General features: G+C 63.7%; 13 protein-coding genes. 4 read left to right on the top strand and 9 right to left on the bottom strand.

Features of this window, described 5'->3' with window-relative positions:
• Nucleotides 1-2: 2 nt before the first annotated feature.
• The 5 genes from miaA to H4I92_RS10710 are packed head-to-tail and all read right to left on the bottom strand — an operon-like array spanning nt 3 to nt 6,262.
• Nucleotides 3-1,028, bottom strand: a complete 1,026-nt coding sequence (gene miaA / locus H4I92_RS10730) for a tRNA (adenosine(37)-N6)-dimethylallyltransferase MiaA (protein WP_077530586.1) — start codon at nt 1,026-1,028, stop codon at nt 3-5.
• Nucleotides 1,029-1,030: 2 nt separating this feature from the next.
• Nucleotides 1,031-2,905, bottom strand: coding sequence for a DNA mismatch repair endonuclease MutL (gene mutL, locus H4I92_RS10725; RefSeq protein WP_077530585.1), 1,875 nt, complete (start codon nt 2,903-2,905; stop codon nt 1,031-1,033).
• 18 nt (nt 2,906-2,923) lie between these two features.
• Nucleotides 2,924-4,258, bottom strand: a complete 1,335-nt coding sequence (locus H4I92_RS10720) for an N-acetylmuramoyl-L-alanine amidase (protein WP_077530584.1) — start codon at nt 4,256-4,258, stop codon at nt 2,924-2,926.
• Complete coding sequence (gene tsaE / locus H4I92_RS10715; RefSeq protein ID WP_077530583.1) at nt 4,255-4,734, bottom strand: tRNA (adenosine(37)-N6)-threonylcarbamoyltransferase complex ATPase subunit type 1 TsaE; 480 nt, start codon at nt 4,732-4,734, stop codon at nt 4,255-4,257. Before tsaE ends, H4I92_RS10720 begins: the two co-directional genes overlap by 4 nt.
• Entirely contained in the window at nt 4,727-6,262 is a 1,536-nt protein-coding gene (locus tag H4I92_RS10710; RefSeq protein ID WP_077530582.1) for a bifunctional ADP-dependent NAD(P)H-hydrate dehydratase/NAD(P)H-hydrate epimerase, read from the bottom strand. The genes tsaE and H4I92_RS10710 overlap by 8 nt, the downstream gene beginning before the upstream one ends.
• Before the next feature lie 102 nt (nt 6,263-6,364).
• Between H4I92_RS10710 and queG the strand changes: the two genes are divergently transcribed.
• Nucleotides 6,365-7,426: a tRNA epoxyqueuosine(34) reductase QueG gene (gene queG, locus H4I92_RS10705; RefSeq protein ID WP_077530581.1), complete on the top strand. Its 1,062-nt coding sequence runs from the start codon at nt 6,365-6,367 to the stop codon at nt 7,424-7,426.
• 67 nt (nt 7,427-7,493) lie between these two features.
• Here queG and H4I92_RS10700 read toward each other — a convergent pair whose 3' ends face one another.
• Both H4I92_RS10700 and orn read right to left on the bottom strand, forming a co-directional pair.
• Complete coding sequence (locus H4I92_RS10700) at nt 7,494-8,420, bottom strand: ketopantoate reductase family protein (protein ID WP_077530580.1); 927 nt, start codon at nt 8,418-8,420, stop codon at nt 7,494-7,496.
• A 129-nt stretch (nt 8,421-8,549) separates the two neighbouring features.
• Complete coding sequence (gene orn / locus H4I92_RS10695) at nt 8,550-9,104, bottom strand: oligoribonuclease (protein ID WP_077530579.1); 555 nt, start codon at nt 9,102-9,104, stop codon at nt 8,550-8,552.
• Nucleotides 9,105-9,175: 71 nt separating this feature from the next.
• Here orn and rsgA point away from each other — a divergent pair, with 71 nt between their 5' ends.
• Nucleotides 9,176-10,165, top strand: coding sequence for a ribosome small subunit-dependent GTPase A (gene rsgA, locus H4I92_RS10690; protein WP_245800881.1), 990 nt, complete (start codon nt 9,176-9,178; stop codon nt 10,163-10,165).
• Here rsgA and motB read toward each other — a convergent pair.
• The gene (gene motB, locus H4I92_RS10685) at nt 10,155-11,090 is read right to left on the bottom strand and encodes a flagellar motor protein MotB (RefSeq protein WP_077530577.1); all 936 of its coding nucleotides are present in this window, start codon (nt 11,088-11,090) and stop codon (nt 10,155-10,157) included. The genes rsgA and motB overlap by 11 nt on opposite strands.
• 34 nt (nt 11,091-11,124) lie before the next feature.
• Entirely contained in the window at nt 11,125-11,976 is an 852-nt protein-coding gene (gene motA, locus H4I92_RS10680) for a flagellar motor stator protein MotA (protein WP_077530576.1), read from the bottom strand.
• Nucleotides 11,977-12,157: 181 nt separating this feature from the next.
• On the opposite strand from motA, the gene H4I92_RS10675 reads away from it, so the two are divergent.
• Nucleotides 12,158-12,475, top strand: a complete 318-nt coding sequence (locus tag H4I92_RS10675; protein WP_077530575.1) for a hypothetical protein — start codon at nt 12,158-12,160, stop codon at nt 12,473-12,475.
• 59 nt (nt 12,476-12,534) lie between these two features.
• The gene (locus H4I92_RS10670) at nt 12,535-13,131 is read left to right on the top strand and encodes a CBS domain-containing protein (RefSeq protein ID WP_077530574.1); all 597 of its coding nucleotides are present in this window, start codon (nt 12,535-12,537) and stop codon (nt 13,129-13,131) included.
• The last annotated feature ends 3 nt before the right edge of the window (nt 13,132-13,134 follow it).

Below are 13,134 nucleotides of genomic sequence, written 5' to 3'. Positions count from 1 at the left end.
TTTTATGTTTGCTCGCCCCCGGGACGATCCCCGGGTGCTGTTCCGTTCATACCATGCGGCGTGGCGTCTGGATCACCGGAGACAGTGGTGCCGCCGTTGATGATTTTCAAGGCATCGGCCAACGGATCCGTGCCCTGACTGTCCAGCCAGTGGGCGCCCGGCCATCTGCGCAACCAGGTCAGCTGACGCTTGGCCAGCTGACGGGTGGCCGCCAGCGCACGCCCAATCATATCATCATATGGGATTGCGCCGCTCAGGTAGTCCCATACCTGCCGATAGCCCACCGCCCGGATGGACGGCAGATTGGGGGACAGGTCGCTGCGCGCATGAAGCGTTCGCACTTCCTCGATCAGCCCCTGCTCCAGCATCGCCATGAACCGGCGCTCGATCCGCTCATGCAGAATCCGGCGCTGTGGCGGCGCCAGCGCAAGGCTGATGGTACCTTTGGGGAGGCCCCCGCCCTGAGTCTCAGCCGAGCCCTGCGCCCAGTACTCGGAGATGGGTCGCCCGGAAATGCGATAGACTTCCAGGGCACGGATCAGGCGCTGGCGGTTGTTCGGATGCAGGCCGGCGGCGGCCACTGGGTCCACAGCTTCCAGCTCACGGTAGAGGGTGTCGCCGCCCTCGGCGTCAAAGCGGTGCTCGAGTTCCGCCCTCACACGTTCATCAGCCTGCGGCATGCTGGCCATGCCCTGACGAAGCACATTGAAGTAGAGCATGGTACCACCCACCAGGATCGGCACCCGGCCCTCACCCCTGATGCGCTCGATCAGTGCCCCTGCATCGGCGGCGAACTCCGCCGCCGAATAGGGTTCTGCCGGGTCGCGGATGTCAATCAGGTGATGGGGCGCCCGGCGCAGGGTGGCCGCATCCGGCTTGGCGGTACCAATGTCCATGCCCCGGTAGACCAGCGCCGAATCCACGCTGATAAGCTCGCCGTCCAGGCGTTCGCGCAGCTCAATGGCCAGGTCCGTCTTGCCCGAGGCCGTTGGCCCCATGACCAGAACCGCCGGAGGTCGCCACGCCACCGCTACTGTCCCCGCATGAAGAGCTTGTCCAGGTCACCCATGCTCATCCACGTCCAGGTGGGCCGGCCGTGGTTGCACTGGCCGCTGCGCTCCGTGGCTTCCATATCGCGCAGAAGCGCATTCATTTCCGGAATCGTGAGCTGGCGGTTGGCCCGCACCGAGCCGTAGCAGGCCATGGTGCCCAGCAGGTGCTCAATGCGCGCCTCGACCTGCTGGCTGCGGCCGTGGGTGACCAGATCCGAGAGCACATCGCGCACCAGCTGCTCCATATCCGCATCCCGCAGCAGCGCCGGAACCTGGCGCACGGTGACCGTCTCCGGGCCCATACGGTCCAGCTGCAGGCCCAGGGTTGCCATGTCGTCGGCGTACTGCTCGGCATGATCCGCCTCACGCTGGCTCACGTTCAGGGTCAGTGGCACCAGCATCGGCTGGGAGGTCACGCCCTCCCCTGCCACGCCGCGCTTCATGCGCTCGTAGACGATGCGCTCATGGGCGGCGTGCATGTCCACGATCACCATGCCCTCAGCGCTCTGGGCCAGGATATAGACGCCATGGAGCTGGGCGACGGCGTAGCCCAACGGCGGCACATCCCCTTCCGATGCCTCAGGCATGCCGGAGGGTGCCGTGGTACGGCTCTGGATGAAGGGGGTCGGTGAGGCTTCCCTCACGACATTGGCGGAAGGGCCGCCACCCTGGTGGAGGCCGCCATAGAATGCCATCTGGGCCTCGGTCTCCGAGGGGCTGGCCGGCCTATCCCGGTTCTGCGCCTGACCGCCCGCCACAGTGGCACCGGCCGACCCCGTCGCTACCGCGTCACCGGCTGCGGTTGGCTCACCACCCTCTCCCTGCGCTGGCTCGGTGCTGTCATCGCCAGGACGCACCTCCGCCAGGGCGCGGTGCAGGCTCCGGAACAGGAAATCATGAACCAGGCGGCCGTCGCGGAAGCGGACCTCATGCTTGGTCGGGTGGACGTTGACATCCACATTGGCGGGGTCGACTTCCAGGTAGAGTACAAAGGCAGGGTGGCGCTGGTTATAGAGCACATCCCGGTAGGCCTGGCGCACCGCGTGCGCCACCAGCCGGTCCCGGATCGGGCGGCCGTTGACGAAGAAATACTGCAGATCCGCCTGGCTGCGCGAGAAGGTCGGCAGCGCCACCCAGCCCTGCAGGCGCAGCCCCGAGGCCTCGACGTCAATACTCAGGGCATGTTCCATGAACTGGCTGCCGCAGAGACTGGCCACCCGCTGCTGCCGGTCGCGCTCGGTGGTCGCCGGCCGCAGGGACTGCACCGCCCGGCCGTTATGCTGGAGCGTGAACCCCACATCGAAGCGGCTCAGCGCCTGGCGCCGCAGGTTCTCTTCCAGGTGGTTGAACTCGGTTTTCTCGGTCCGCAGGAACTTGCGCCGGGCTGGGGTGTTGAAGAACAGGTCCCGCACCTCGACGGTGGTTCCCTGGGGATGGGCAGCCGGTGACACCCGAGTCTGCATGTCCTGCCCCTCGGCCTCCACGCACCAGCCCTCGCTCTCCCCCCTGGCACGGGAGGTCAGCGTCAGCCTCGCCACGGAACTGATGCTCGCCAGTGCCTCGCCGCGGAAACCCAGCGAGCTCACCGCCTCCAGATCATCAAGACTGTGGATCTTGCTGGTGGCGTGGCGGCTCAGCGCCAGCGGCATCTGGTCATGGGCAATACCGTCGCCATCGTCACGCACCCGGATCAGGCGCGCGCCGCCCTGCTCCACCTCCACTTCGACCCGGGAGGCGCCGGCATCCAGCGCGTTCTCGATAAGTTCCTTCGTGACCGAGGCCGGGCGTTCAACAACTTCGCCGGCCGCGATCTGGTTGGCGAGACGGGGGGGTAGGGTCTGGATGGCTGCCATGACCGGAATGGTACCAGATCAGGACGAGGGGATGCTGATCACTTGCCCGATATGCAGCGTCTCACCATTGATATCGTTGGCGGACTTGAGCTTCTGCACCGATACCTGGTTGCGCCGGGCGATGGCCGACAGGGTATCGCCACGCCGGATTTCGTACTCGCGCTTGCCCTCTGCGTTCCCCTGACGGTGGGCAATCAGCGTCCCGGGGGGTGGCGAGGCACGGAAGTGACGACCCAGGCCGGCGACAACCGCATCCGCAATCCGGCGCTGATGGGAGGCCTGGGTCAGGCGCTGCTCATCCGTCGGGTTGGAAATAAACCCGGTCTCAACAAGGATGGACGGAATATCCGGGCTCTTGAGCACGGCAAATCCCGCCTGCTCAACAGATGACTTGTGCAGTTTGCCCACTGAGTCCAGCTGTTCGAGGACATTGGAACCAACCCCCATGCTGTACTCAATGCTCGCCGTCATGGACAGGTCCAGCAGCACGCCCGCCAGCATCTCATCCTTATCCTTGAGCGAGACTCCCCCAACACCGCCGATCAGGTCAGCGCTGTTCTCGCTTTCCGCCAACCAGCGCGCGGCCTCACTACTGGCGCCGTCCGTCGACAGCGCATAGACCGATGCACCGCGCGGCCGAGGGGAACGGAAGGCATCCGCATGCACGGACACAAACAGATCCGCGTTATAGTCCCGGGCGATCTCGGTACGCTTGCGAAGACCGATGTAATAGTCGTCCTTGCGAGTCAGATAGGCCTCGTAGCCTTCCATGGCATTGATCCGGTCCACCATCCGCCTGGACAGTTCCATGGTGACGTGCTTCTCCTGAACCCCCGAGGGACCGATGGCACCCGGGTCCTCACCCCCATGGCCGGCGTCCACCACAACGATGATGTCCCGCTGTTTGCTCTCACTCTGGTCTTCCAGAACCGCTTCCTGCTCCTTCTCACGGGTCTTGTCGAGGTCCATGAGATCCACGACCAGACGGTGACCGTATTTCTGGTTCGGTTTGAGCAGGAAGCTGCGGGGTTCCACCTCCTCCTTCATATCCAGGACCACGCGCAGGTCCCCGTTCTCCCTGCGGCCCGTGCGGATCTGGCGGATGGGTGTCTCATCCAGATCCAGTTCGCCGAGATCGGTCTCCAGGTCCGCCTGCTCCACGTCGATCACCAGCCGACGCGGCGATTCCAGTGCAAACAGCCGATGATCCACAGAATCACCGGTTTCCAGCACCAGCCGGGTGTGGTCCGTAGCCGGCCAGATCCGGGCGTTGTCCACCGGCGTACCGGCCTGTGCCACAGCCGCCAGCATCAGAACCAGACTCGCCAGAACGCGTGTGATCCATGTGCTCATTGCGTGTTGCTCCTGCTGGCCAGGGCTTCGGACAGAGCCCCGGCAATGCGATCATTCGTGTGGATACGGGCACTGCGCCCGCTGCCCGCATCCGCAAGTTCAACCCGGCATTCCGGCGCCGGCAGAATGCCACCCGCGCGTTCGGGCCACTCGATCACCACCAGGGCCCCTTCGTCCATGTAGTCGCGGATGCCCATCATCTCCAGTTCCTCCGGGTCGCCGAGCCGATAGAGATCAAAGTGATAGACCTTGGGCGACAGCATTTCGTACGGCTCCACCAGTGTGAAGGTGGGGCTGCGCACCGCGCCTTCGTGCCCCAGCGCGTGCATGAGCCCGCGCGCCAGGGTGGTCTTGCCGACCCCCAGGTCACCGGCCAGGTGGATCACCCCGCCGGTGGAAAAGGCCCGGGCCAGGGCTGCCCCCAGGGCCTCCGTGGCCTGTTCGTCTGCGAGTTCCAGCGCCAGCGCCTCAATCACGGGCCGCCTCCGGCGAAAAGGAACCCGCCGCCGACCCAAACGCCGGTATAAGATCACCGGCCAACAGTCCCTGGACGCCCGTATGCGCCAGAGCGTGATCCGCAGCGGCCGCGTGCCAGGCAGCACCGGTCACGGCAGCGCCCAGCGGATCCATACCCTGACCCAGAAGCGCCCCCAGGGCACCGCTGAGGACATCCCCCATGCCGGCCGTGGCCATGCCGGGATTGCCACCCTTGATAACAGCCGCCGCTCGTCCGGGCGCCCCTACAAGGCTTCCGGCGCCCTTGAGAATGACGGTAGCCCCCTGTTGTTCAATCAGTGTCGCAAGGGCCTGATAGCGATCGGCCTCGACCTCCGGCACACTGCATCCCAGCAGCCGGGCCGCTTCTCCGGGGTGCGGCGTCAGGATCCACTGCCCGGCATCCGCCGGCAACCCGTGCTGCTGCATCAGTGCCAGGGCGTCCGCATCCGCGACCACAGGCCCGGAGAACCCGGCCACCCGCTGCAGCATCTGCTGCCCCCAGGCGTTGCTCCCGAGACCGGGGCCGACGACGACCACATCCACGCGCTCCAGCAACGGATCCAGATCATTACCGTGTTCCACGGCCCGCGCCTGGATTTCCGGGCGTCGCGCCAGCGCCGCCGACACATGGGCACCCCGTGTTGCCAGGAACACCAGGCCGGCACCACAGCGCAGGGCCGCCTCGCCAGCCAGGATTCCGGCACCGCCCATGCCCTCATCGCCACCGACGATGAGCACGCGACCGCATTCGCCCTTATGGGTGGTGGGATGTCTGTGGGGCAGACGGGCGAGAGCGGCTTCCGGAGGCCAGAGCCAGGCTTCCGGAGCTGGTTCCGCGTTATAGACCGCTGAATCCACTGAAAGATCGTCGAAGGTGACGGGCCCGGTGCAGTCCCGCGCCCGCCCTGTGTAAAGCCCCGCCTTGCGCCCGATGAAGGTGATGGTGGCCGCTGCCCGGACGGCCGTGCCCAGCACCCGGCCCGTGCCACTGCACAGGCCAGACGGGATATCCACGGCGAGCACTGGCACTGATGAGGCGTTGAGTTGATCGATCACCCCAGCATAGGGCGCACGGACCTCACCGGCCAGGCCGGTTCCGAGCAGGGTGTCCACAACCAGGTCCGATTCCGTCAGCAGTGCGCCGAGTTGCCTCTCATCCAGGGACTCAAATGGTGTTACCTCGATCCCGCTCTCACGGGCAAACGCATGGGCGGACGCTGCGGTGCCACTGAGCTTCGCAGGGTCGGAAACCGCCACACAGTGGCAGGCGATCCCCTGCTGGGCGGCCAGCCCGGCCACCACATAACCATCGCCCCCGTTGTTGCCACCACCGCAAAGCACCAGCAACTGGCGCGCCTCCGGCCAGCGCCGACGCGCCAGCCGGAATGCGGCTTTACCGGCCCGCTTCATCAGGTCAAAACCGTCCACCCCGAAGTCCTCGATGGCGGTTCGATCCAGGTTGCGTACCTGCTCAGCGGTGTACAATGGCAGTGGCTGGTCGGGCATATTTTCGCTCAAAAATGAACCAGTTATCACAATGCGGTTTAAGAAATTCGCACAGAACCCTGATAAGCATAGCAAATTCCGACTCAAACGCCATAGGACCGGATGACCGACGATCTTACCGCCACCGCCGAAAGAATCCGTGACTGGGCCCACGACCTGGGCTTTCAAGCTGTCGGGATTACGGATACGGAACTGGAACAAACCGGCCAGCGATTGAACCAGTGGCTGGACAGGGGGCTGAACGCCGACCTCAGCTACATGGCCCAGCACGGCGAGAAGCGCTACAGGCCGGCGCAACTGGTGGAAGGCACCGAAAGGATCATCGCGGTCCGCCTGGATTACCGCCCCGATCCCGACGCCCCGGACGCGGTCCTGGCCGACGACGAAAAGGCCTACATCACCCGCTACAGCCTGGGCCGGGATTACCACAAGCTCATGCGCAAGCGCCTGGCGAAGCTGGCGAAGTGGATCGACGAGGCCCTGCCGGGCTACTACCATCGCGCCTTCGTCGACAGCGCCCCGGTGATGGAAAAACCCATCGCCGTGAAGGCGGGACTGGGCTGGCAGGGTAAACACACCCTGTTGCTGCACCCACAGGCGGGCTCCTGGTTCTTCCTGGGCGAGATCTACACCAGCGCCCCACTGCCCGTGGACGAGCCCTGGACCACCGACCACTGCGGCAGCTGTACCGCCTGCCTGGACGTCTGCCCCACCAACGCCTTCCCGGAGCCCTATGTTCTGGACGCGGCCCGCTGCATCTCCTATCTGACCATCGAGAACAACGGCCCCATCCCGGAGGAACTGCGGCCCCTTATGGGCAACCGCGTCTTCGGCTGCGACGACTGCCAGCTCGTCTGCCCCTTCAACAAGTTCAGTGAATCCACGGATGAACCCGACTTCCAGCCCCGCCACGGACTGGACAACAGCACCCTGTCAGAGCTGTTCCTGTGGGACGAGGAGACCTTCCTGAAACGCACGGAAGGCTCAGCCATCCGGCGGGCGGGCTACGAGGGCTGGCTGCGGAACCTGGCAGTGGGACTGGGCAACGCCCCGAGCACCATTCCGGTGATCGAGGCGCTCAGGGCACGGGAGGATCACCCCTCAGAGATGGTTCGGGAGCATGTGCAATGGGCGTTAAGACAGCATGAAACAGGATTGACCTGAGAAGTACTTGAGATGAGATGGCAGGAATGGCTGGAAGTTTAACCTCCAGCCTGCGTCCCCGACTCGTTCAAGCCACGGGCTGACGCATCCGCAGGGCAGTGAGAATGGTTTCCAGGTGGGGCACCGGGACCTGATGCCTGTTAGCGATTGCCACTACGTTACCCAGTACCGCGTCCAGCTCAATGGGCTGCCCATTGAGGTAGTCCAGGGCCATGCTGTTTTTGTAGGGCGGCATGTTGCGGGTGCCCTTGATGTTTTTGTCAATCAGCTCCGGTTCCATCGTAAAACCGTCTGCCGCTGCCACAGCGATCACCTCCGCCATCAGGGCGCGAATCAGCGCCTCTCCGCCCTCGGCGTCGAGGATAGTGAGCGTGTCGGCGCCGTTAGCGAGCACCGAGAGCGGGTTGAATGGCGTGTTCCACAGGCACTTGCGCCAGCGTTCAGCAATCACCTGCTCCGTCAGGTCAACGTTGATGCCGCCTTCCCGGAACAGGGCCGCCAGGTTGTGGCTGTGATCGTCCAGACCGTCCGGAAAACGGCCCATTACCAGCTTGCCGTAGGCCTGGTGGTCAATCTCCCCCGGTCCGGTACGGCTGGACGCGATAAAAGCCAGACAACTGATGAGCGGATTCTTCGGATAGGCATCGGCCAGCTCGCGCTCGATATCAATCCCGTTCTCAATCAGGACCAGGCAGGTTGCCGGGCCTATCCAGGGTCGTACCAACGCAGCCCGGTCCACGCCCGGCAGAACCTTCACGCAGAGAATCAGATAGTCCGGTGCCTGTGGCAGCGTGTCCCCCTCTCTGTAGACCGCGTCCGGTGTATAGGATAAGTCGCCCAGCGGGCTGTTGATGCGGATACCCCTGGTTCTGACCGTCTCGTACTCTGAGCGCAGGACGACACTGACCGAGCAGCCTGCCTGTTTCAGAATGGCGCCATAAAAACTGCCGATGGCCCCGGCGCCAACGATCAGGATATTGGGTTTGTCGCTCATGGTGCTGCTCCCGTTGGTACGCCTATTCGATTTTGCTGCGTTGGCCAGGCACCGGACTTCCGATTCCAGGACCAGGTCAGCAATGAACACTCCCTCGCGGTTTTACCGGGGCCAGAGTCAGCCACGGCTTCAGAGCGCGAACAACGTCTTCCGGTAATGCTGCAGCTCCGCGATCGACTCGCGGATGTCATCCAGCGCCAGGTGCGCTCCCTTCTTCTTAAAACCCTCCATTGCCTCAGGCTTCCAGCGTCGGGCCAGTTCCTTGACGGTGCTCACGTCCAGGTTGCGGTAGTGGAAGAAGGCTTCCAGTTCCGGCATGTAGCGGGCGAGAAAGCGCCGGTCCTGGCAGATGCTGTTGCCACAGATGGGGGATGTACGCTCTTCCACCCACTCCTTCAGGAAGGCGATGGTTTCCAGCTCGGCGTCGCGCTCGGTCAGGGTGCTCTGGCGCACGCGCTGGGTCAGGCCGGAGTTGCCATGGGTGGTGGTGTTCCATTCATCCATGGCCTCGAGCACCGCATCGGACTGGTGCACTGCCAGGACCGGGCCTTCGGCAAGGGCGTTGAGGTCGGCGTCGGTGACGATGGTGGCCACCTCGATGATGCGGTCGCTGTCCGGATCCAGGCCGGTCATTTCCAGGTCGATCCAGATCAGTCGCTGGGCCCGGTCGTTCTGCTGCGCCATGGCTGATGCGCTCCTTTTCCGATAGGCTGTTGGCTTGGCGTCATCTTCTCACAGCATCAAGACAAGACCCAGTGCCCCGCAAACGCAACCTTTCCCACCAGCAACAGCGCCGCATCCAGTCCCGCCAGGAAGAGTGGCAGGACGCCGCGCGCGAAGTGGGCCATGACGGCACCGTCGTGGCCCACTTCGGGGGCGAACTCCTGATCGACTATCCGAACGACGGCGATTGGGTGCAACGCCGTGCCCAGGCGAGGGCCAATCTCGGCGGCCTGGTCGCCGGTGACCGGATCGTGTGGCGCGAGGAAGAAAACGGCACCGCCGTGGTCGTGGCGCGACAGCCGCGCGAGCGCGAGCTCCAGCGCCCGGACCGCTACGGCCGGCTCAAGACCATGGCCGCCAACATCGACCGGCTGGTGCTGGTCATCGCGCCGGCACCAGCGCCCCAGCCGGCGCTGATGGACCGTTACCTGGCGGCGGCGGAGATCCACGGGCTTTCCGTGGTCATCCTGCTGAACAAGGCCGACCTCCTGGACGAGGACAGCATGGACCTGTTGGAGGAGGTCCTGGCGCCCTATCGGGACCTGGGGTACCCGGTGGCGCTCACTTCAGCCTCGGAAGAAGACGAGAGTGCCCTGCCCGATCCCCTGGCGGACACCGCCACCAGCATCATCGCCGGCCAGTCCGGGGTCGGCAAATCAAGCCTGATCCGCCGCTGGCTCCCGGGCACCGAGATCCGCACCGGCGAACTCACACGGCGCGGCGAAGGCACCCACACCACCACCACCGCCTGCCTCTACCGCCTGGCCAACGGCGGCGCGATCATCGACTCACCCGGCATCCGCGAATTCGGCCTCTGGCACATGGACCCGGACAGGGTAATCGATGGATTTCCGGACGTGCGGGAATGGATCGGCCATTGCCGCTTCCGGGACTGCCGGCATGAGAAGGAGCCGGGGTGTGCCCTGCAGGAAGCCGTGGAGAATGGGCACCTGGACCCACAGCGGATGGAGCACTACCTGATGATCCGGGATGAGGCCGAGGCCGGTCGCTCTACCAGTTGACCTCGGACTCGTCCACCTGGCGCTCCCGTGCACGCTCCATCCAGTCATCATTGGCCATGGTTTCGCGGTCCTCGGCATCCGCGGTATTGGCGGATTCCCGCTCCTCCATGGCTTTCCTGGCCGCCTCGGTCAGCACAATGATCGAGATGCGACGATTCACCGGCGCCTGCGGCTCCTCCTTGTTGAACAGGACCGAGTCGGCCAGCCCCACGACCCGGCCAATGTGATTCTCCGGAACACCACCGGCCACCAGGGTCCGGCGTGCTGCGTTGGCGCGATCAGCCGACAGTTCCCAGTTGGTGTACTGCTCATTCCGTTCGGCAAAAGGCGTCCTGTCTGTGTGGCCGGTGATACTGAGCTTATTGGAGACTTCCGCCAGCGGCTCGGCCAGCTCGAACAGAATATCCTGCGAATAAGGCTTGAGCTCGTCGCCACCGCTGTCAAACATCGGGCGCTGGGAGCGATCCACAATCTGGATTCTCAGACCTTCGTCCGTGATGTCGATCAGCAGCTGGTCCTTGAACTCCTGGAGGGTCTCGCTTTCTTCAAGCTTCTGATCAAGCTCCTGCATAAGCTCTTGGGTCTGTCGGCGCTCCACCGATTCTGCCATCTCCTTGACCTGATCCTCTTTCAGGCTCAATGGCTCCGGCGCCACATCACTGGGCCCTTCATTGCGAGTAACAGCCGGTGCGCCTCCAAGATCCACAGGATTGGGATTACCTCCTTCCTCGTAACCCACCGGATCAGAGAAATAGCGCGAAATATCCTCTTTCTGTTCGGGCGTGGCCTGGTTGATCGCCCACATCACCAGAAAGAACGCCATGAGGGCCATGGCGAAGTCGGCGAACGCGACTTTCCAGGCGCCGCCATGATGTCCGCCACCCTTTTTCTTGACGCGCTTGACGATGATCGGCCGATCTTCCACCGCTTACCTCCGGTTCCAATCACCTGCGCCGGTATCAGCGCGAACGGACATGATCATCCAGCTCCTGGAAGCTGGGCCGCGATTCGGTTGGCAGAACCTTACGCCCGAATTCAATGGCCATCTGAGGCGCCTGACCCGAGACCGTGGCCAGCAGTGAATTCTTCACGCACTCGTAGCACTTCATCTCTTCATCGACCTGACGCTCCATGGTCTTGCTGATCGGCCCCACATAACCGTAGGCCGCCCAGATACCGGTCAGGGTTCCGGCAAGCGCGGCGCCGATCAAACTGCCGATCTGCGAGGTTTCTCCCCCCAAATAGCCCATGGTGATAATGATCCCGAGAATCGCCGCCACGATACCCAGCGCCGGCAGGCCATCCGCAATGGCGCCAACCGCGTGCGCTGGCTCCTTGAGCTCCTCCTCACGCTTTTCGATCTCCTGATCCATCAGTCCCTCAAGCTCATGGGCTGCCATGTTGCCGGTACTCATGATCCGCAGGTAATCCGTAATGAAATGAAGCAGCTCCTCCATCTTGATGATGGCGGGATACCGGGTAAAAATCTGACTCTCCTCCGGATCATCCACATCCGCTTCGATCGCCATGATGCCCTGTTTGCGGGACTTATCGAACACGTCATACATCAGGCTCAGAAGATCCATGTTGAACGCCTTGTTGAAGGGCGTCCCCATGATCAGTCTGGGCCATGCCGCAAAGGTGGCCTTGACGGTATGGAAGCTGTTACCGATCAGGAAAGAGCCAAACGCGGCCCCAAAAATGACCAGAAGCTCGGTGGGCTGCCACAGCACGGGCAGGCTGCCTCCATGCAGTACATACCCGACCAGCACGCTGAACGTGACAACAACGGCGCCGATGATGATGAGCATGGGTAAGCGTGACTCCTGGCTGGACTGGTCTCAGTGCGGGATACGACCCGCCGCTAATTCTGGACCAGAGAAGCGCCCCCCGCAAACTGCACAGCTGCCCACACCGCCAGCGTCGCACCAGAACGTCAGAGCGTGGTAAACTTATCATTGATAAAAATCATTTTCCCGGGATCATTCCGCAATGCGCTCGAGCATCGCCCAACTGACAATGACTGCCCTGGTCGCGCTGTGCATCATCAACGCCCTGGCAGTCAGCCACGTCCCCGATGCTGCTGCAGACACGTTTGGGCTCAGCATTGCGGAATATACCGAGACGACCAGTGGCTCCGACGACAACCCACCACCGGAACCGGAAGACGTCACGAACCGGCTGACTAACATCAGCAGCCCTGCCAGACAGCATGCAGGCCTGCCTGGCATCCCGCACAGAGCGCTTGAGGCCCGGTATCAGCTCACCCGCTTTCCCAGACTCCCCCAGGGCCCGCCCTACCACGCCTGAACGTTCCGACACGATGCCTTGAAGGCGATTCTGTCCAATCACGATTCAGGAGTGATGCTATGAGCACCTATCACCCAATACCCACGGTCCGCGCGCTGGAAGCCCAACATATCGCGCATCCCCAGATGCACGCCGACCTCAGCACCGACGCACCCGCCCTATCACTGCTCATCGATTTCCGCGAGCAGCGGCCACCGGTCATTGACGGCCACCTCGAGGCGGGTGAGGCCAAGATCCGCATGCGGATGGCCGACTCCGCCCTCAAGCTGGTCCTCAACCCCGCGGAAGACTGCATCGGCCTGCTCACCCTTAAGGATGTCCTCGGGCGCAAGGCCATGTCCCGTGCCCATGAGATGGGGCTTCCCCCGGAGGAAGTCCCAGTGCACGACATCATGCGGCCCATTGACCGCCTGCCAGCCATCACCATCGAGGACCTGGAGGCCGCGCGGGTCGGTGACCTGGTGTACACCTTCAACGAGGCGCACGAAGAGCACATGCTTGTCATTGAAGACACTCCCGAGGGCGGTAGTATTGACCTCAGAGGGGTCATCCCGGCCAGCCATCTAACGCGACGCGTACGGGTGTCGCTGGACAGCCGGGCCCGGGCGACCTCCTTCGCGGAGATTGTCCGGGCCGTCAACGGCGAGTTCGACTGAGGA

It is taken from the genome of Vreelandella halophila (genome assembly GCF_019903425.1).
Lineage (GTDB): Bacteria > Pseudomonadota > Gammaproteobacteria > Pseudomonadales > Oleiphilaceae > Halospina > Halospina halophila.
This window is presented reverse-complemented; position numbering and strand designations above follow the sequence as displayed.

Bases quoted from the DNA above. Each gene is read 5' to 3' on its own strand.
- mutL (WP_077530585.1), bottom strand. From the start codon at position 2,905: ATGGCAGCCATCCAGACCCTACCCCCCCGTCTCGCCAACCAGATCGCG.
- H4I92_RS10720 (WP_077530584.1), bottom strand. From the start codon at position 4,258: ATGAGCACATGGATCACACGCGTTCTGGCGAGTCTGGTTCTGATGCTG.
- H4I92_RS10710 (WP_077530582.1), bottom strand. From the start codon at position 6,262: ATGCCCGACCAGCCACTGCCATTGTACACCGCTGAGCAGGTACGCAAC.
- queG (WP_077530581.1), top strand. From the start codon at position 6,365: ATGACCGACGATCTTACCGCCACCGCCGAAAGAATCCGTGACTGGGCC.
- H4I92_RS10700 (WP_077530580.1), bottom strand. From the start codon at position 8,420: ATGAGCGACAAACCCAATATCCTGATCGTTGGCGCCGGGGCCATCGGC.
- orn (WP_077530579.1), bottom strand. From the start codon at position 9,104: ATGGCGCAGCAGAACGACCGGGCCCAGCGACTGATCTGGATCGACCTG.
- motA (WP_077530576.1), bottom strand. From the start codon at position 11,976: ATGCTCATCATCATCGGCGCCGTTGTTGTCACGTTCAGCGTGCTGGTC.
- H4I92_RS10675 (WP_077530575.1), top strand. From the start codon at position 12,158: ATGCGCTCGAGCATCGCCCAACTGACAATGACTGCCCTGGTCGCGCTG.
- H4I92_RS10670 (WP_077530574.1), top strand. From the start codon at position 12,535: ATGAGCACCTATCACCCAATACCCACGGTCCGCGCGCTGGAAGCCCAA.